This window comes from Streptomyces sp. NPDC050636, assembly GCF_040654775.1.
Taxonomy (GTDB): domain Bacteria; phylum Actinomycetota; class Actinomycetes; order Streptomycetales; family Streptomycetaceae; genus Streptomyces.
The window spans coordinates 42,040-58,980 of sequence record NZ_JBFAIP010000023.1 but is presented as its reverse complement, the minus strand read 5'-3'; the positions used below and the strand labels follow the sequence as shown (position 1 = coordinate 58,980).

Annotated in this window: 16 protein-coding genes; 10 read left to right on the top strand and 6 right to left on the bottom strand. The window is 71.0% G+C overall.

Going from position 1 to position 16,941, the window contains the following annotated elements; all coding sequences use genetic code 11:
• Positions 1 to 21: 21 nt before the first annotated feature.
• On the bottom strand, positions 22 to 819 hold the full coding sequence (locus AB0I10_RS19205; RefSeq protein ID WP_363153682.1) for an HAD family acid phosphatase: 798 nt from the start codon (positions 817 to 819) through the stop codon (positions 22 to 24).
• A 244-nt stretch (positions 820 to 1,063) separates the two neighbouring features.
• Between AB0I10_RS19205 and AB0I10_RS19200 the strand changes: the two genes are divergently transcribed.
• The 3 genes from AB0I10_RS19200 to AB0I10_RS19190 all read left to right on the top strand — a co-directional run bounded on the left by AB0I10_RS19200 (position 1,064) and on the right by AB0I10_RS19190 (position 4,222).
• On the top strand, positions 1,064 to 2,377 hold the full coding sequence (locus AB0I10_RS19200) for a glucarate dehydratase family protein (protein WP_363153681.1): 1,314 nt from the start codon (positions 1,064 to 1,066) through the stop codon (positions 2,375 to 2,377).
• 133 nt (positions 2,378 to 2,510) lie between these two features.
• On the top strand, positions 2,511 to 3,596 hold the full coding sequence (locus AB0I10_RS19195) for an S-(hydroxymethyl)mycothiol dehydrogenase (protein WP_363153680.1): 1,086 nt from the start codon (positions 2,511 to 2,513) through the stop codon (positions 3,594 to 3,596).
• Complete coding sequence (locus AB0I10_RS19190) at positions 3,596 to 4,222, top strand: MBL fold metallo-hydrolase (protein ID WP_363153679.1); 627 nt, start codon at positions 3,596 to 3,598, stop codon at positions 4,220 to 4,222. The genes AB0I10_RS19195 and AB0I10_RS19190 overlap by 1 nt, the downstream gene beginning before the upstream one ends.
• A 165-nt stretch (positions 4,223 to 4,387) precedes the next feature.
• Here AB0I10_RS19190 and AB0I10_RS19185 read toward each other — a convergent pair whose 3' ends face one another.
• Entirely contained in the window at positions 4,388 to 5,728 is a 1,341-nt protein-coding gene (locus AB0I10_RS19185; protein WP_363153678.1) for a 6-phospho-beta-glucosidase, read from the bottom strand.
• A gap of 135 nt (positions 5,729 to 5,863) precedes the next feature.
• Here AB0I10_RS19185 and AB0I10_RS19180 point away from each other — a divergent pair, with 135 nt between their 5' ends.
• From AB0I10_RS19180 to era, 7 genes are all read left to right on the top strand, one after another.
• The gene (locus AB0I10_RS19180) at positions 5,864 to 6,964 is read left to right on the top strand and encodes a PfkB family carbohydrate kinase (RefSeq protein WP_363153677.1); all 1,101 of its coding nucleotides are present in this window, start codon (positions 5,864 to 5,866) and stop codon (positions 6,962 to 6,964) included.
• A gap of 152 nt (positions 6,965 to 7,116) precedes the next feature.
• Positions 7,117 to 8,118, top strand: coding sequence for a PhoH family protein (locus tag AB0I10_RS19175; protein WP_363153676.1), 1,002 nt, complete (start codon positions 7,117 to 7,119; stop codon positions 8,116 to 8,118).
• A gap of 11 nt (positions 8,119 to 8,129) precedes the next feature.
• Complete coding sequence (gene ybeY / locus AB0I10_RS19170) at positions 8,130 to 8,627, top strand: rRNA maturation RNase YbeY (RefSeq protein ID WP_363153675.1); 498 nt, start codon at positions 8,130 to 8,132, stop codon at positions 8,625 to 8,627.
• 13 nt (positions 8,628 to 8,640) lie between these two features.
• Entirely contained in the window at positions 8,641 to 9,984 is a 1,344-nt protein-coding gene (locus tag AB0I10_RS19165; RefSeq protein ID WP_363153674.1) for a hemolysin family protein, read from the top strand.
• Between the two features lie 276 nt (positions 9,985 to 10,260).
• Positions 10,261 to 10,710, top strand: coding sequence for a hypothetical protein (locus AB0I10_RS19160; RefSeq protein ID WP_363153673.1), 450 nt, complete (start codon positions 10,261 to 10,263; stop codon positions 10,708 to 10,710).
• Positions 10,711 to 11,007: 297 nt separating this feature from the next.
• Positions 11,008 to 11,367, top strand: coding sequence for a cytidine deaminase (locus AB0I10_RS19155; RefSeq protein WP_363153672.1), 360 nt, complete (start codon positions 11,008 to 11,010; stop codon positions 11,365 to 11,367).
• Between the two features lie 252 nt (positions 11,368 to 11,619).
• Entirely contained in the window at positions 11,620 to 12,558 is a 939-nt protein-coding gene (gene era / locus AB0I10_RS19150; protein ID WP_363153670.1) for a GTPase Era, read from the top strand.
• 63 nt (positions 12,559 to 12,621) lie between these two features.
• Here era and AB0I10_RS19145 read toward each other — a convergent pair whose 3' ends face one another.
• The 4 genes from AB0I10_RS19145 to AB0I10_RS19130 form a co-directional block, all read right to left on the bottom strand.
• The gene (locus AB0I10_RS19145) at positions 12,622 to 13,920 is read right to left on the bottom strand and encodes an MFS transporter (RefSeq protein WP_363153669.1); all 1,299 of its coding nucleotides are present in this window, start codon (positions 13,918 to 13,920) and stop codon (positions 12,622 to 12,624) included.
• The gene (locus tag AB0I10_RS19140) at positions 13,917 to 15,323 is read right to left on the bottom strand and encodes a GH1 family beta-glucosidase (RefSeq protein WP_363153668.1); all 1,407 of its coding nucleotides are present in this window, start codon (positions 15,321 to 15,323) and stop codon (positions 13,917 to 13,919) included. The genes AB0I10_RS19145 and AB0I10_RS19140 overlap by 4 nt, the downstream gene beginning before the upstream one ends.
• Positions 15,324 to 15,453: 130 nt before the next feature.
• Complete coding sequence (locus tag AB0I10_RS19135) at positions 15,454 to 15,720, bottom strand: protealysin inhibitor emfourin (RefSeq protein WP_363153667.1); 267 nt, start codon at positions 15,718 to 15,720, stop codon at positions 15,454 to 15,456.
• A 44-nt stretch (positions 15,721 to 15,764) separates the two neighbouring features.
• Complete coding sequence (locus AB0I10_RS19130) at positions 15,765 to 16,868, bottom strand: M4 family metallopeptidase (protein ID WP_363153666.1); 1,104 nt, start codon at positions 16,866 to 16,868, stop codon at positions 15,765 to 15,767.
• Positions 16,869 to 16,941: the final 73 nt, after the last annotated feature.

The following is a 16,941-nucleotide window of genomic DNA, read 5'->3' as shown; positions in this document are numbered from 1 at the left end:
CCCTGCGGGCCCGACGTGCCGTTACGGCAGGTAGTACATCGGGTTCGGCATCTTGAAGGTCCGGTCCCCGAAGCCGCCGTTCAGGTCGCTGTACTGGTCCCCGAAGTTGGCGACGACGTTGTAGCCGAGGGACTCGATGTGCTTACGGGTGCCGGACTTGAACTCGGTGGTGGTGCAGGTGGCGCCGCAGGGCAGGTACGGCGGCGGGTGCTCCTTGTCCTTCAGGTAGACATGCTTGCGGTCCAGAGGCACCCCGTAGCCGACGTTCTTGAGGTTGCGCACGCTCCACTCGCGCTGCTTCTCCTTGCGGCCGGTCAGGAAGAAGACCTCGGCGCCCTTGTCGTGCGCCCAGTTGACGAGCCGGTTCATGCCGAAGACCGGGTCCATGTCGGTGGACTCCAGGTACTTGTCCTGGCTCTCCGGGGTGAAGGCGAAGCCGACCTGGAGCTCGTAGTTGTAGGTGAGCAGGGTGGTGTCGTCCATGTCGAGGACGATGGCGGGCTTGGCGTCCTCGGCCGCGCGCTTGCCGGCGAGCGCCTTGGTCAGGTACGCGCGGGCCTTGGCCTCGATGCCGCGGACCTGGCGGGCGTAGTTGCTGTCCGGGGAGGCGTAGTGCTGGCCGTCGGCCGTCACCGTGTCGCCGTAGTACGCCTTGATCTTGTCCTGCACCTGGGTGAGGTTCGGTATCTCCTTGTCGGTGTGCGGCACGGAGTGCTCGGCGGTGGCCTGGCCGACGCCGAACACGGCGGTACCGGTGACCAGGGCGGCGACCGCCGCGCCGCCGAGGCGGACGCGACGGGAGAGGGCGGGGCGGGGCATGCGCGGCTCCTTCGGGAGGTGTGGGGGACCCGGGTAGGTGAAACAGCCAAACCCAGACCCAGGTAGGTCTAACAGAGGCTCATTTCCGTATCTACGCGCGAAGATTCAACGATTGGCAAAGGCTGGCCGGAGGGGAGGGTTCCGGATGGGGTGCTGCTGGTGCGGGTATTGACGCCCTCCTGGGCGCTCCCTAACCTCCAGTCCCATACGTGGATATCGTCTACATACGAAGACAGGTGTCTTGATGGCCGACCCAGCTGCCTCCAAGGACCTCACCATCGCGGAGGTCCGGCTCACGCCGATCCTGGTCGCCGACCCACCGCTGCTGAACACCCAGGGCGTGCACCAGCCGTACACCCCCCGCCTGATCATCGAGGTGGTCACCGAGGGCGGCGTCACCGGACTCGGCGAGACCTACGGGGACACCAAGTACCTCGATCTGGCCCGCCCGTTGGCCGGTGCGCTGCTCGGGAGAACGGTCACGGACCTGAACGGGCTGCCCGCGCTCGCCGCCCAGGTGTGCGGCGACTCCCCGGCCGCGACCGGCGCGCACACCGTGGACGCCGGAGGGCTGCGCGGTGTGCAGACCGCCGACAAGCTGCGGCTCTCGGTGCTCTCCGGTTTCGAGGTCGCCTGCCTGGACGCCTGGGGCCGCGCCGCCGGCCTGCCCGTCCACGCGCTGCTCGGCGGCAAGGTCCGCGACCAGGTCGAATACAGCGCGTACCTCTTCTACCGGTGGGCCGGCCATCCGGGCGGACGCGGTGCGCGCGACGACTGGGGCGCGGCGCTCGACCCGGCCGGGATCGTCGCCCAGGCGCACCGATTCGCGGACACCTACGGGTTCACGTCCTTCAAGCTCAAGGGCGGTGTCTTCGAACCCGCGCAGGAGATCGCGGCCATCAAGGCACTGGCCGCCGAGTTCCCCGGCCGGCCGCTGCGCCTCGACCCCAACGGCGCCTGGAGCGTGCCGACTTCGCTCCGGGTGGCGGAGGAACTGGGGGACGTCCTGGAGTACCTGGAGGACCCGGTGAGCGGCACGGACCGGATGGCGGAGGTGGCGGCCGGCACGGAACTCCCGTTGGCCACCAACATGTGCGTCACGACCTTCGACGAGATCGCCGAGGCCTTCACCCGCGGCGCCGTCCAGGTCGTGCTCTCCGACCACCACTACTGGGGCGGGCTGCGCAACACCCGCGAACTCGCCGCCGTCTGCCGCGCCTTCGGCGTCGGCCTGTCCATGCACTCCAACACCCACCTGGGCATCAGCCTCGCCGCCATGACGCAGGTCGCGGCGACCGTGCCCGACCTCGACCACGCCTGCGACAGCCACTACCCCTGGCAGACCGAGGACGTCCTCACCGAGCGGCTCACCTTCCGCGGCGGCCGCCTCGACGTCAGCGACGCCCCCGGCCTGGGCGTCGAACTCGACCGCGACCGGCTCGCCGTACTGCACCGCCGCTGGCTGGCCGACGACGGCACGCTGCTTTCCCGCGACGACGCCGCCGCCATGCGGCTGGCCGACCCCGGCTGGGTCACCCCCGCCGTCCCGCGCTGGTGACCCGGGCGGCCCACGGTATGGCGGCGTCGGCCGTGATCCTGTGCGCCGTCGCCCTGCGCGCGTACGGTGTGGCACGGCTTGTGGCTGTGCGCCACAGTGGTCCCGTACCTGATCTTTGAGAGGGGCTGACCGAATGGCACAGGAAGTGCGCGGCGTCATCGCGCCGGGGAAGAACGAACCGGTCCGGCTGGAGACGGTCCTGGTGCCGGATCCGGGTCCCGGCGAGGCCGTGGTGAAGATCCAGGCGTGCGGGGTGTGCCACACCGATCTGCACTACAAGCAGGGCGGCATCAACGACGACTTCCCGTTTCTGCTCGGGCACGAGGCGGCCGGGGTCGTGGAGTCGGTCGGTGCCGGTGTGACGGACGTCGCGCCCGGGGACTTCGTCGTCCTCAACTGGCGTGCGGTGTGCGGCGCGTGCCGGGCCTGTCTGCGCGGCCGCCCCCAGTACTGCTTCGACACGCACAACGCGAAGCAGAAGATGACGCTGAAGGACGGTACGGAGCTCAGCCCGGCGCTCGGCATCGGCGCGTTCGCCGACAAGACGCTGGTCGCCGCCGGGCAGTGCACCAAGGTCGACCCGGAGGTCGCGCCCGCCGTCGCCGGGCTGCTGGGCTGCGGGGTGATGGCGGGGATCGGTGCCGCCATCAACACCGGCAAGGTCGGCCGCGGCGACTCGGTCGCGGTCATCGGGTGCGGCGGCGTGGGCGACGCGGCCGTCGTCGGCGCGCGGCTGGCCGGGGCCGCCCGGATCATCGCGGTGGACATCGACGACCGGAAGCTGACGACCGCCCGGTCCATGGGCGCCACCCACACGGTCAACTCCCGCACCACCGACCCCGTCGACGCGATCCGCGAGCTGACCGGCGGCTTCGGCGCGGATGTCGTCATCGAGGCGGTCGGCCGCCCGGAGACGTACAAGCAGGCGTTCTACGCCCGCGACCTGGCCGGCACCGTCGTCCTCGTGGGCGTCCCCACCCCGGAGATGACCCTGGAACTTCCCCTACTGGACGTCTTCGGCCGCGGCGGCGCCCTCAAGTCCTCCTGGTACGGCGACTGCCTGCCGTCCCGCGACTTCCCGATGCTCATCGACCTGCACCAGCAGGGCCGGATCGACCTCGGCGCGTTCGTCACCGAGACCATCGGCATCGAGGACGTGGAGAAGGCCTTCGAGCGGATGCACGCGGGCGACGTGCTGCGTTCGGTGGTGACGCTCTGATGACGGCCCGTATCGATCACCTCGTCACCTCCGGCACCTTCTCGCTCGACGGCGGCACCTGGGACGTCGACAACAACGTGTGGATCGTGGGCGATGACGAGGAAGCGATCGTCATCGATGCCGCCCACGACGCCGACGCCATTCTTGAAGCGCTCGGTGGCCGGACGCTGCGCGCGATCATCTGCACCCACGCCCACAACGACCACATCGACGCCGCGCCGACGCTGGCCACCCGTACCGGCGCCCGGATCCATCTGCACCCCGACGACCTGCCGTTGTGGAAGCAGACCCACCCCGACAACGCCCCGGACGCGGAACTGGCGGACGGTCAGGTGCTCACCATCGCCGGCACGGACCTGACGGTGATTCACACGCCGGGCCATGCGCCCGGCGCGGTCTGCCTCTACGCACCCGACCTGGGCACGGTCTTCACCGGCGACACCCTCTTCCAGGGCGGCCCCGGCGCCACCGGCCGGTCCTTCTCGGACTTCCCGACGATCATCGAGTCGATCCGGGACCGGCTGCTGGCCCTGCCGCCCCAGACGGAGGTACGGACCGGCCACGGCGATTCGACGACCATCGGCGACGAGGCGCCGCACCTGGAGGAGTGGGTGCTGCGCCAATAGCGGCTCCGCCGCGGGAGGGACGTGGAGTGTCCCTAGGGCGCGGGCGAACACATCCCGTAGGGGACGCGAGAGCCCCCTGCGGGGCCACAACGCGGGGTCGGTGGGCGGTATTCCGTTGGCTCACGACCTGATCGGCAAGGTGCCGCCCAGCCCCGCGCCCCGACGTCACTCTTCCTCGGCCGCCCGCTCCAGGATGCGGGCGGCCACCGCGGGGGAGTCCACCAGCGGATGCAGCGCCAGCGCGCGCAGCGCAGCGCCCCGGTCCTTGTACGTCGCGGCCTCCACCGCCGCCCGTTCCACCGCCTTGACCTGGAGCATCAGCCCCAACTGGTCCTCGCGCAGAGGCCCGCAGGGCAGCGGGCGGGCGCCCTGGGAACCGACCTCGCACACCGTCTCCACGATCGCGTCCGGCGCCAGCTGCGGCACCGTCGTCCCGTTGCGGACGTTGAGGATCAGCCGGGCGCCGCTGTTGCCCGCGATGGCGTGCATCAGGGCCAGCGCGACCCGGTCGTAGCCGCCGCCTTCCAGGTCATGACTGTCGCGCTGCCAGCCGCCGCTGGCCTCGCGGCTGTGCGCCATGTACGTCTCCTCGCGCTCCAGCCGCGTCCGCTCCCACAGCGTGTACGCCGCGTCCGGGCCGCCCGCCGCCGCGGCCCGCTCGAAGAAGCGGCCCTGCTGCTGGTCGAGGAACTCACCACGGGTCTCGTGGGTGTCCCGCAGGGAGTGCAGGGTCTCCCGGCGGAAGTAGTAGTAGTGCAGATACTCGTTCGGCAGCGCGCCCAAGGTGCGCAGCCAGTCGGGACCGAACAGCCGGCCCTCTTCGAAGGAGCCGAGCGCGGCATCGTCGGCGAGCAGCTCCGGCAGCAGCTCGGTGCCGTCGACGGTCAACGACCGCAGCCAGCCGAGGTGGTTGAGCCCCACGTAGTCGTACGAGACCCGGCTTGTGTCCCGGAACGCCGCCGGGTCGGCGCCGGCCGCGCGGGCCGCCCGGCGCACCAGCCCTACGGGTGAGTCGCAGATCCCGATGACTCGGTCACCCAGCACGTGGGACATCGCCTCGGTGACCATGCCCGCGGGATTGGTGAAGTTGATGACCCACGCCCGCGGCGCGAGGGCGGCGACCCGTTCGGCGATGCGCAGCGCCACCGGGATCGTCCGCAGGCCGTACAGGACGCCGCCGGCGCCGACCGTCTCCTGGCCGAGCACGCCCTCCGACAGCGGGATCCGCTCGTCCCGGATCCGCCCGGCCGTGCCGCCCACCCGTATCGCGGAGAAGACGAAATCGGCGCCGGTCAACGCGTCGTCCAGATCCTTCGCCACTCGTACGGATACCGGCTCGGGACGCCCCTCCGCGAGCCCGGCCAGGATGTCGGCGATCACCGTCACCCGCAGCGGATCGGTGTCGTACAGCGTCACCTCGGAGACGGAGCGTGCCGGGTCGTCCAGCAGCGCGCGGTAGACCAGCGGCACCCGGAAACCGCCACCGCCCAGAATCGAGAGCCTCATGGGGCGGAACGTACCTCAGCATCAGGCACACTGGCGGCACCTGCTGGAGCGAGAGGGGCGAGCACGGTGAGCAGTGGTCCACGCGGTGTCCCGACAGATGTCCCGGGTGTTCCCGTACCCGCGCACACGGGTGCCGTGCCGGCGGTGCTCGATCCGCTGGCCGCGGTGCGCGCCGACGGCGACCCGCGCACCGACGTCTATCTCACCGGCACGGTCTTCCTGGACATCATCTTCACCGGCCTGGACTCCGCCCCGGTACGCGGCACCGAGTCCTGGGCCCGCGGCATGGGCTCCAGCCCCGGCGGCGTCGCGAACATGGCCACCGCGCTGGCCCGCCTCGGGCTGCGCACCTCGCTGGCCGCGGCGTTCGGCGACGACATGTACGGCGAATACTGCTGGGAGGCCCTGGAGCAGGGCGAAGGCATCGACCTGGCGCTGTCACGCACGGTCCCCGGCTGGCACTCCCCGGTCACCGTCTCCATGGCGTACGAGGGCGAACGCACGATGGTGTCGCACGGCCACGAGGCGCCGCCGCCCGAATCCGCCTTCGACGGCAAGCACGCGCCGGGCTGCCCGCCGCCGTCCCGCGCCTGCGTCGCCTCGCTCGTACCGGGCAGGCGGGAGGGCTGGCTGGGCTGCGCGGCCGGCCGCGGCAGCCGCATCTTCGCGGATGTGGGCTGGGACGACAGCGGCCGCTGGGACCCGGCCGACCTCGCGGACCTCGAACACTGCGAGGCGTTCCTGCCCAACGCCGAGGAGGCGATGCGCTACACCCGCACGGACTGCCCGCGCGCGGCCGCCCGCAAGCTCGCGGAACGGGTCCCGCTCGCGGTGGTCACCATGGGCGTGGAGGGCGCCTGCGCCGTGGACGGGCGGACCGGGGACACCGCCGAGGTGCCCGCCATCGACGTCGAGGCGCTGGACCCGACCGGCGCCGGAGATGTCTTCGTCGCCGGGTTCGTCACCGGCACCCTCGCCGGCTGGCCGCTCGCCGACCGGCTGGCCTTCGCGGGGCTGAGCGCCGCCCTGTCGGTGCAGGAATTCGGCGGTTCGCTCGCCGCACCGGGCTGGGCGGAGATCGCCGCGTGGTGGCAGCGGGTCCGGGGGTGCGAGGCGGGGGCGTCGGCCGGGCTGCGCCGCCAGTACGGGTTCCTCGACGCGGTGCTGCCGGCGGCGTACCGGCCGGCCCCGCTGGCCCGCGCCGTCCCGACGATCGGCTTCCGCCGGCCGGCCTGAGCGGCGCCGGGCGGCGGAGGGGGCGGAGGGGGACGGCCGCGCTCCGCGGGCGGCCGTGGAAAAGCCCTCGGGTGTTGTCAGTGCACCGTCGTACTCTGGTATCCCAAGGAGTCGAGTGCAGAGAGAGGGATGAGCAGGCCAAGAGCCGGCCCATGACTCAGACACCCACGCAACCGCAGGCGCACGCCCAGTTCACGGTCCCGGCCAAGCACCCGATGGTCACGGTCCTGGGATCGGGAGACTCGCTACTGCGCGTGATCGAAAAGGCCTTCCCGGCGACCGACATCCATGTCCGGGGCAACGAAGTCAGCGCTGTCGGCGACGCCCGCGAAGTCGCTCTCATCCAGCGCCTGTTCGACGAGATGATGCTGGTGCTCCGCACCGGACAACCGATGACGGAGGACGCAGTGGAACGCTCCATCGCCATGCTGCGCGCGGCGGAGAACGGCGAAGGGGCGGCCGAGACGCCCGCCGAGGTGCTCACCCAGAACATCCTCTCCAACCGTGGCCGCACGATCCGCCCCAAGACCCTCAACCAAAAGCGCTATGTCGACGCCATCGACCACCACACGGTCGTCTTCGGCATCGGCCCGGCCGGCACCGGCAAGACCTATCTCGCCATGGCCAAGGCCGTGCAGGCGCTCCAGGCCAAGCAGGTCAACCGCATCATCCTGACCCGCCCCGCGGTCGAGGCCGGCGAGCGGCTGGGCTTCCTGCCCGGCACCCTCTACGAGAAGATCGACCCGTATCTGCGCCCGCTCTACGACGCGCTGCACGACATGCTCGACCCCGACTCGATTCCGCGGCTGATGGCGGCGGGGACGATCGAGGTGGCGCCGCTGGCGTATATGAGGGGTCGTACGCTCAATGACGCGTTCATCATTCTCGACGAGGCGCAGAACACCAACCCCGAGCAGATGAAGATGTTCCTCACCCGCCTCGGCTTCGAGTCGAAGATCGTCATCACCGGTGACGTCACCCAGGTCGACCTCCCGGGCGGTACGAAGAGCGGTCTGCGCCAGGTCCGGGAGATCCTGGACGGCGTGGACGATGTCCACTTCTCCCTCCTCACCAGCCAGGATGTCGTCCGGCACAAGCTCGTCGGCCGTATTGTCGACGCGTACGAGAAGTACGACAGCCGCAACGGAAAGTAAGACCCAGGTACATGTCGATCGACGTCAACAACGAGTCCGGCACGGACATCGACGAGCAGGCCGTCCTGGACGTCGCCCGCTACGCCGTCGCCCGGATGCGCATCCACCCGCTCTCCGAGCTGTCCGTCATCGTCGTGGACGCCGAGGCCATGGAGCAGCTCCACATCCAGTGGATGGACCTCCCCGGCCCGACCGATGTCATGTCCTTCCCGATGGACGAACTGCGTCCGCCGGCCAAGGACGACGAGGAGCCCCCGCAGGGGCTCCTCGGTGACATCGTGCTCTGCCCCGAGGTCGCCAAGAAGCAGGGCGAGGAGGCGCCGACCGGGCACTCCATGGACGAGGAACTCCAGCTGCTGACCGTCCACGGCGTACTGCACCTCCTCGGCTACGACCACGAAGAGCCCGACGAGAAGGCCGAGATGTTCGGCCTGCAAGCGGCGATCATCGACGGCTGGCGCGCGGAGAAGGGCCTGACCGGCCCCTCGCCGGCCCCCACCGTGAGCTGACCGGGCACCTCCGATGACCACCCAGCTGATCGCGGTAGCGGTCCTGCTCGTCGTGATCGCCTGGCTCGCCGCCTGCGCGGAGGCCGGTCTGGCGCGTACGACGAGCTTCCGCGCCGAGGAAGCCGTCAGATCCGGCCGCCGCGGCAGCGCCAAGCTCGCCGCCGTCGCCGCCGACCCCACCCGCTATCTGAACGTGGCGCTGCTGGTGCGGGTCGGCTGCGAGATGGCCGCCGGCGTCCTCGTCACCTACGCCTGTCTGCGCTCCTTCGAGGAGACCTGGCAGGCACTGACCGTCGCCACCGCGGTGATGGTGCTGGTCTCCTACGTCGCCGTCGGCGTCTCCCCGCGCACCATCGGCCGCCAGCACCCCCTCAACACCGCGACCGCCGCCGCGTACGTCCTGCTGCCGTTGGCCCGAGTGATGGGCCCGATCCCGCAGTTGCTCATCCTCCTCGGCAACGCCCTCACCCCCGGAAAGGGTTTCCGCAAGGGCCCGTTCGCCTCCGAGGCGGAGCTGCGCTCGCTGGTCGACCTCGCCGAGAAGGAGTCGCTGATCGAGGACGAGGAGCGCCGGATGGTGCACTCCGTCTTCCAGCTCGGCGACACCCTCGTCCGCGAGGTGATGGTGCCGCGTACGGACCTGGTGGCCGTCGAGCGCTACAAGACCATCCGCCAGGCGCTGACCCTCGCGCTGCGCTCCGGCTTCTCCCGTATCCCGGTGACCGGCGAGAACGAGGACGACATCGTCGGTGTGGTCTACCTCAAGGACCTGGCCCGCAAGGTGCACATCAGCCGGGACGCCGAAACCGAGCTGGTCTCCTCGGCGATGCGTCCGGCGGTGTTCGTCCCGGACACCAAGAACGCCGGTGATCTGCTGCGTGAGATGCAGCAGGACCGCAACCACGTCGCGGTGGTCATCGACGAATACGGCGGCACGGCCGGCATCGTCACCATCGAGGACATCCTGGAGGAGATCGTCGGCGAGATCACCGACGAGTACGACCGGGAGCTGCCGCCCGTCGAGGACCTCGGGGACGGTCGCTACCGCGTCACCGCCCGGCTGGACATCGGTGACCTCGGTGAGCTCTACGGCCTGGCCGAGCTGGACGACGAGGACGTCGAGACGGTCGGCGGACTGCTCGCCAAGCTTCTCGGGCGGGTGCCGATCGCGGGTGCCACGGCCGAGGTCGATCTCTCGGACCACGCCTCGGACCCGGGCCTGAAGGGGCTGCGGCTGACCGCCGAATCGCCGGCCGGTCGCCGCAACAAGATCATCACGGTGCTGTGTGAACCGATGCGCTCGGAGGGCGGGAGCGGGGCCGACGAACAGCGGTCCGGCGGCCGGTCCGACGGCTGATGCGGCAGCCGTCGTGATGCGGTAGCCGTCCTGATGCGGTGGTCGTCCGCCGACCGATCCCTTGCCTTCCGGGAATTCCTCCGGTAAATCCTCCGGTAAACCCTCTGGTATTCATCACCACTCTTTCACGCTTTCTTCCTGATCCCGAGTGCACTGGAAATGTTCTGAGTTCCATGTTTCGGGAAGCTGGATTCCGTCGTGAGCGCCATGGAAAGATCGCTCGGGCCGGTTGCCGAAAGCGCCAACCGTTTTGCGTGAGAGGAAAGTTGAAGCAGTATGCGTGCACTCAATGCCGCGGTCGGCCTGGTCGCCGTGGCGGCTCTGCTGACGGGCTGCTCCAGTGGCTCCGACGACTCCGGTAGCTCCAAGGGCGACAAGAAATCCGGGAGTTCGGAGAGCAAGGGCGGCGGAGGGGGCTCCGCGGCGGGCGACGGCAAGCGTTCCGTCGAGTTCAAGGTGACCTCGGACCTGCCGCTGGATCTGACCCTGGGGGGTACCACGGAAGACAGCGGCCACAGCGAGGAAATCAAGAACGTCAAGGCGCCGTGGTCCAAGACGTACAAGGTGGACCCGGACCGCTTCCCGAGTATTTCGGTCGGGCCGGTGGACGCCAGCAAGAAGGGGAAGGTCGCCTGCGAAATGCTCGTCGACGGCAAGTCCATCGACAAGGATTCCGGCTCGGGCACCGGCAGCTCCCTCGTGGTGAGCTGCAGCGGTTCGACGTGATCCCCGGTGTGATCCCGGCGTGCTGACCGGGCGGTGCTGAAGGGTGGTTGCCCCGGTGCAGGGGAGCGGGGCAGCCGCCCTCGTCAGCATCCGTACGGAGTCGGCCGCAGCAATCCCTGCGGGCGCGGCCTCGGCGCCCGGTACGGACCCGCCGCAGGCCGGCCGCGACCAGGGAAACGTCCTGGGCCGGCGGGCCGGCGGGCGGGGGCCGACGCCGTACCCCCATGAGGGCCGTAACCCATGAGGCCCGCCCGCCCCTTGAGGCCGTCCCGCCGTGCCCCGCATATGCTCGCCCGTATGAGCGAAGCCGCACCGCTGGACCCCGAAGACCGCAAGATCATCACGCTCGCGCGCTCGGCGCGGGCCCGCAATGGCGTGCCCGAGGGCGCCGCCGTACGCGACGAGACCGGCCGCACTTACGTCGCGGGCACGGTCGCCCTGGACTCGCTGCAGCTCAGCGCGTTGCAGACGGCCGTGGCGATGGCCGTCGCCAGCGGGGCCACGTCCTTGGAGGCCGCGGCCGTTGTCACCGAGGCCGAGAGCGCCGCGGACGCCGACCGCGCCGCCGTACGCGACCTGGGCGGCCCGGAGACGCCGGTTCTGGTCGCGGGCCTCGACGGTGCCCTGCGCACGACGGTGCCGGCGGGCGAGGCGTAGGGCCTGTCCGATGGGGCAGGGTCGGAAAGGCCCTGGACGAGGACCGGCAGGGTTCCTCCCACGAGGGACCCGCCCTCCTCCCGGCAGCCGCACCCGCCCCCGCGCACATCGCGGAGAACCGTGCCGCCGCCTGGATCGAGCTGTCCGCCTACACCCTCGCCCGTATCCCGCGCCCCGTCCGGCGCGGCTCCCGTGGCGACGACGACCGGCCGGTGGTCGGAGAGTCCCCGGGGATCGGGGAGAATGGGCGCCATGAGCGTTCGTACAGACTCCTCCGCCCCGCACCGCGCCGGCTTCGCGTGCTTCGTCGGCCGCCCGAACGCGGGCAAGTCCACCCTCACGAACGCTCTCGTCGGCACGAAGGTGGCCATCACCTCCAACCGGCCGCAGACCACCCGCCACACGGTGCGCGGGATCGTGCACCGCCCCGAGGCGCAGTTGGTCCTCGTCGACACCCCTGGTCTGCACAAGCCGCGCACGCTGCTCGGCGAACGCCTCAACGACGTCGTCCGCACCACCTGGGCCGAGGTCGACGTCATCGGCTTCTGCCTGCCCGCCGACCAGAAGCTCGGCCCCGGCGACCGCTATATCGCCACCGAACTCGCCGGCATCAAGAAGACCCCCAAGGTCGCCATCGTCACCAAGACCGACCTGGTCGACTCCAAGGCCCTGGCCGCGCAACTGATCGCCATCGACCAGCTCGGCAAGGAGCTGGGCATCGAATGGGCCGAGATCATCCCGGTCTCGGCGGTCGGCGACACCCAGGTCTCCCTCCTCGCCGACCTCCTCGTCCCCCTGCTCCCCGAGAGCCCGGCGCTCTACCCCGAGGGCGATCTCACCGACGAGCCCGAGCAGGTCATGGTCGCCGAGCTGATCCGCGAGGCGGCGCTGGAGGGCGTACGCGACGAGCTCCCGCACTCCATCGCGGTGGTCGTCGAGGAGATGATCCCGCGCGAGGACCGCCCCGCCGACAAGCCGCTCCTCGACATCCACGCGAATGTCTACATCGAGCGCCCCAGCCAGAAGGGCATCATCATCGGCCCGAAGGGCAAGCGCTTGAAGGACGTCGGCGTGAAGTCCCGCAAGCACATCGAGGCGCTCCTCGGCACGCCGGTCTTCCTCGACCTGCACGTCAAGGTCGCCAAGGACTGGCAGCGCGACCCGAAGCAGCTGCGCAAGCTGGGCTTCTAGCACCAGGCGGGCAGTCGGTGCGGCAGCACGCCGCGGGCCCGACCCCCACCCATCGGGCAGGCCCTAAGCCACCCCCCGTACCCGCCGCACCAGCACCGCACCCAGCAGTCCGATCGCCGCGGCGACCAGATACAGCACCCGGTAGCCGCCCAGGTGGTTCACGAGGGGCGCGGCCAGTGCCGGGGCGGCCACCTGGGGCAGGGAGTTGGCGATGTTGATGATGCCCAGGTCCTTGCCGCGGTGGGCGGCGGCCGGCAGGACGTCCGTCATCAGCGCGAAGTCGACCGAGGTGAAGACGCCGAAGCCGACGCCCAGCAGCGCCGCCGCGCACAGCGCCCCCGGCCAGGTCTGCCAGGCCGCCAGCAGCACGGTGGCCGCTGCCATGATCGCGCCCGCCCACAGTACGAACGGCTGCCTGCGGCCGACCCGGTCGGACCAGATTCCGCTGATGACGACGGTGCCGAGGAGAGTTGCGCCGTTGACCGCTGTCAGGACGAGGACCCCGCCGTCCGGGTCGGGGTGGTGCAGCGCATCCCGCAGGTAGTAGAGCAGGTAGAGCAGCGCCAGCGCGTTGCCGAGGTTGATGAGGAAGCGGGTCAGCCAGGCCCAGCCCAGGTCGGGATGGCGGCGCGGGCTGATCCAGAAGCCGGCGAGGAAGGCCCGCCAGGTGAAGGGCGGGCGCCGGTCGGCCGGCAGCACCAGGTCCTTGTGGAGGAGGACGTACGGGAGGGTCGCCAGGAGCGTGAAGGCAGCGCAGGCCAGGTAGCCGGCCACCAATCCGCCTGCCAGGGTGGCCAGCCCCGTGCCGGCCAGAACGCCCAGGATCTGCGCGGCGCCCAGCCAGCCGCCCACCGCGCCCCGCTGGAGGTGCGGGACGCGGTCCGGGACGGCCGCGGTGACCGCCGCGAAGGCCGCGTTCAGCGTGAGCTGCACCAGGCACCAGCCCAGCATCATCAGCGGGACGGTCCGCGCCGACGCCAGCAGGGTCAGGGAGGCGGCCCCGCCCAGCACCCCGGCGAGGACCCACGGCATACGGCGCCCGTAGCGGGACGTCGTACGGTCCGACAGCGCGCCGACGAGGGGGTTGGCGAGGAGGGAGACCGCGGCGCCCAGGCCCGCTACCCAGGCCAGTACGGATTCCTTGGCGGTGCCGGGCGGCGCGACCTCGGCGGCCTGGAGGGCGAGCAGGATCTGGAGCGGGCCGTACCAGCCGGCCCAGATCGCGCAGTTCGCCAGCGACAGCGAGGCGGTCCAGCCGCGGCCGGCCCGCTCGGACGGTTCCGCCAGCGCCGACGGCTCCGCCAGCGCCGGCGGAGCCGCCGCGGCGGCGCGGGGCTTCCCGGCCCCGCCCGCCCGGCTCATCCCCGGGCGGCCTGGTCGCGCAGCGCGTCCCGTAGCCAGTGGTAGGAGGACTTCGGCGTACGGGCCAGGGTCCGGTAGTCGATGTGCACCAGGCCGAACCGCCGCGCATACCCCTCGGCCCACTCGAAGTTGTCCATCAGGGACCAGACGAAATAGCCGCGGACGTCGACTCCGGCGGATATCGCGTCGTGGAGGGCCCGCAGGTGGGCGTCGAGGAAGGCGATCCGGTCCGGGTCCTCGGTGCCGTCGTACGAGCAGCCGTTCTCGGTGATCATGACCGGCGGCAGGCTCGCCCCGTACCGCTCGCGGAAGGACAGCAGCAGCTCGGTGAGCGCCTCGGGGACCACCGGCCAGCCGAAGTCGGTACGCGGACGACCCTCGATCTCCCTGGGGGAGAAGGGGAGTTCGGGTGGCAGGGGGATGCCCCCGAAGTCGGTGGGGGCGGTCGCCGCCGGGTCCGGGGCGCCTACCAGTGTCGGCTGGTAGTAGTTGATGCCGTACCAGTCCAGCGGCTGGGAGATGATCTTGAGGTCGTCCGCGACGGGGCCCGGCAGCAGCGCCGCCAGCTCCTCGTCCGGGTAGCGGCCGAGCAGGACCGGGTCTGCGAACAGCCGGTTCAGCAGCAGGTCGTACAGGTCGGCGGCGCCGGTGTCGGCCTCGGACCGCGACGCCGACCAGGTCGGGCCGTGCGAGTTGGCGATGCCGATGTTCGTCGCGCCGCGGGCGCGGAGCGCCTGGACAGCTAGGCCGTGGCCCAGCAGCTGGTGGTGGGCGGCGGGCAGCGCGTCGAAGAGCAGCCGGCGGCCGGGCGCGTGCTGCCCCAGGCCGTAGCCCAGCAGTGTCAGCTCGGCGGGCTCGTTGAGCGTGATCCACCGGTCGACGCGGTCCCCGAGCCGGGCCGCCACGGCATCCGCGTACGCCGCGAAGTGCTCGGAGGTTTCCCGTACGAGCCAGCCACCAGTCGCGGCGGACCCGCCGATGCCACCGGCTTCGAGCGCCTGCGGAGTGTCCCAGTGGAACAGGGTCGGCACCGGCTCGACCCCCGCCGCCAGCAGCTCGTCCACCAGCCGGTCGTAGAAGTCGAGCCCGGCCGCGTTGACCGCGCCGCGGCCGTCCGGGACGACCCGCGGCCAGGACACCGAGAAGCGGTAGGCCCCGACCCCGAGCTCCTTGAGCAGTGCGACATCCTCGCGGTAGCGGTGATAGTGATCGGTCGCGACGCGGGCATCGGACCCGTCCTTGACCCGCCCAGCCTCGGCCGTGAACGCGTCCCAGGCCGAGGGCCCCCGCCCGTCCTCGTCCACCGCCCCCTCGATCTGCTGGGCCGAGGTGGACACGCCCCACAGGAAGTCGCGGGGGAAGCGGGGGAGCGGTCGACGCGGATCGTGCGGCACCGTTGTCATGGACGGATCTTCGTAACCGCCGGTAACACTGTCAAGGGATGTGCGCGTAAGGGATGCGCGCGTAAGGGATGTGCACGTAACGGGTGTGCGGGGGCGGGGAGTTGAGGCGCCCGCCCCCTTCGGCCGTCGGTCAGCCGCCCTCCTTCATCACCCGGGTGATCAACTTCCGTTGTGCGTCGGTCAACCGGGGGTCGGAGCAGTACACCGTCCGCCCGTCGACGGTGATCTGGTAGCTGAAGCCGTCCGGCACCCCGCCCGGGGGCTTCTCATGGGCGGCGGCGACGGACTCTTCGGCCAGGGTGTGCCAGTCGCCGGCATCGGGCCGCTCCGAGGTGTCGACCTCGGCGCGGCGCTCGATGCCCGCGAAGCCACCGGTACGTCGGATCTGAATGCGCATGAGGGCCTCCTACCCGGTACGGCGGCGGGGCGGCCGCGGTGCCGCTATTCGCCGGCCGCCTTCCCGGTGTCCTTGCCGGTCACTCCGACCTGCGACCAGGCCTTGAGCAGCGCCTGATGCTCGTCACCGTCGCCGAACCGGGTGCGGGCGGCGGCGATGGTGAGCGCGGCGAAGTCGGCGAACCGGGCGTTCTTGGCGAGCTCGCCGCCGGTCAGCACGTCGTACCAGATCTGCCCGGCCCGCTCCCAGGCGTTGCCGCCGAGCGCGGTGGCGGCGAGGTAGAAGGCGTGGTTGGGGATGCCGGAGTTGATGTGCACCCCGCCGTTGTCGTCCTCCGTCTCGACGAAGTCCTTCATCGTCGCGGGCTGCGGGTCCTTGCCCAGGACATCGTCGTCGTACGCGGTCCCGGGTGCCTTCATGGAGCGCAGCGCCGTACCGTTGTCGACGCCCGGGCCGAGGAGCCCGGCGCCGATCAGCCAGTCGGCCTGGTCGGCGCTCTGGCCGAGGGCGTACTGCTTGATCAGGGCGCCGAAGACATCCGAGACCGACTCGTTCAGCGCGCCGGACTGGCCCTCGTAGTCGAGGTTGGCGGTGTACTGCGTGACGCCGTGCGTCAGCTCGTGGCCGATGACGTCGACGGGGATGGTGAAGTCCAGGAACAGGTCGTTGTCCCCGTCGCCGAAGACCATCCGCTCGCCGTCCCAGAAGGCGTTGCCGTACTTCTCGCCGTAGTGGACGGTGGCGTCGAGCGGCAGGCCCGCGCCGTCGATGGACTTCCGGCCGTAGACCTCCAGATACAGGTCGAACGTGGCGCCCAGGCCGGCGTGCGCGCGGTTGACGGAGGCGTCCTTGGCGGGCTTGTCGCCCTCGGAGTGCACCTTTGTGCCGGGCAGTTCCTCCCGGTGCTCGGCGTCGTAGATGGTGCGGTGGGGCTTGTCCGCCGCGGCGCCCGGATCTCCCGGGGTGAAGCCGCGGGCGGCGACTTCGCGGCGCCGGGTGCGCTGCCGGTGGTCGTGGTCGAGGGTGCGGCGGGCGGGCTCGTGCCGTGCGGGGTCGTCGTTCCGCGCCAGGGCGTCGAGGACGTGCGGCGGGATGATGGTGCAGAAGACGGGGGAGGCCGGGGTGCGTGGGGTCACAGTGGAGTCCATGAACAAAACGGTGGCATTGTGTGACCCTGCTGTCACTGCCTGCCGCCAAGATTCCTGAAAACGTGTGGTTGGT

What these genes read in the sequence shown, in the direction of transcription:
- AB0I10_RS19205 (WP_363153682.1), bottom strand. Translation starts at nt 819, where the DNA reads ATGCCCCGCCCCGCCCTCTCCCGTCGCGTCCGCCTCGGCGGCGCGGCG.
- AB0I10_RS19200 (WP_363153681.1), top strand. Translation starts at nt 1,064, where the DNA reads ATGGCCGACCCAGCTGCCTCCAAGGACCTCACCATCGCGGAGGTCCGG.
- AB0I10_RS19195 (WP_363153680.1), top strand. Translation starts at nt 2,511, where the DNA reads ATGGCACAGGAAGTGCGCGGCGTCATCGCGCCGGGGAAGAACGAACCG.
- AB0I10_RS19190 (WP_363153679.1), top strand. Translation starts at nt 3,596, where the DNA reads ATGACGGCCCGTATCGATCACCTCGTCACCTCCGGCACCTTCTCGCTC.
- AB0I10_RS19185 (WP_363153678.1), bottom strand. Translation starts at nt 5,728, where the DNA reads ATGAGGCTCTCGATTCTGGGCGGTGGCGGTTTCCGGGTGCCGCTGGTC.
- AB0I10_RS19175 (WP_363153676.1), top strand. Translation starts at nt 7,117, where the DNA reads ATGACTCAGACACCCACGCAACCGCAGGCGCACGCCCAGTTCACGGTC.
- ybeY (WP_363153675.1), top strand. Translation starts at nt 8,130, where the DNA reads ATGTCGATCGACGTCAACAACGAGTCCGGCACGGACATCGACGAGCAG.
- AB0I10_RS19165 (WP_363153674.1), top strand. Translation starts at nt 8,641, where the DNA reads ATGACCACCCAGCTGATCGCGGTAGCGGTCCTGCTCGTCGTGATCGCC.
- AB0I10_RS19160 (WP_363153673.1), top strand. Translation starts at nt 10,261, where the DNA reads ATGCGTGCACTCAATGCCGCGGTCGGCCTGGTCGCCGTGGCGGCTCTG.
- AB0I10_RS19155 (WP_363153672.1), top strand. Translation starts at nt 11,008, where the DNA reads ATGAGCGAAGCCGCACCGCTGGACCCCGAAGACCGCAAGATCATCACG.
- era (WP_363153670.1), top strand. Translation starts at nt 11,620, where the DNA reads ATGAGCGTTCGTACAGACTCCTCCGCCCCGCACCGCGCCGGCTTCGCG.
- AB0I10_RS19145 (WP_363153669.1), bottom strand. Translation starts at nt 13,920, where the DNA reads ATGAGCCGGGCGGGCGGGGCCGGGAAGCCCCGCGCCGCCGCGGCGGCT.
- AB0I10_RS19140 (WP_363153668.1), bottom strand. Translation starts at nt 15,323, where the DNA reads ATGACAACGGTGCCGCACGATCCGCGTCGACCGCTCCCCCGCTTCCCC.
- AB0I10_RS19135 (WP_363153667.1), bottom strand. Translation starts at nt 15,720, where the DNA reads ATGCGCATTCAGATCCGACGTACCGGTGGCTTCGCGGGCATCGAGCGC.
- AB0I10_RS19130 (WP_363153666.1), bottom strand. Translation starts at nt 16,868, where the DNA reads ATGGACTCCACTGTGACCCCACGCACCCCGGCCTCCCCCGTCTTCTGC.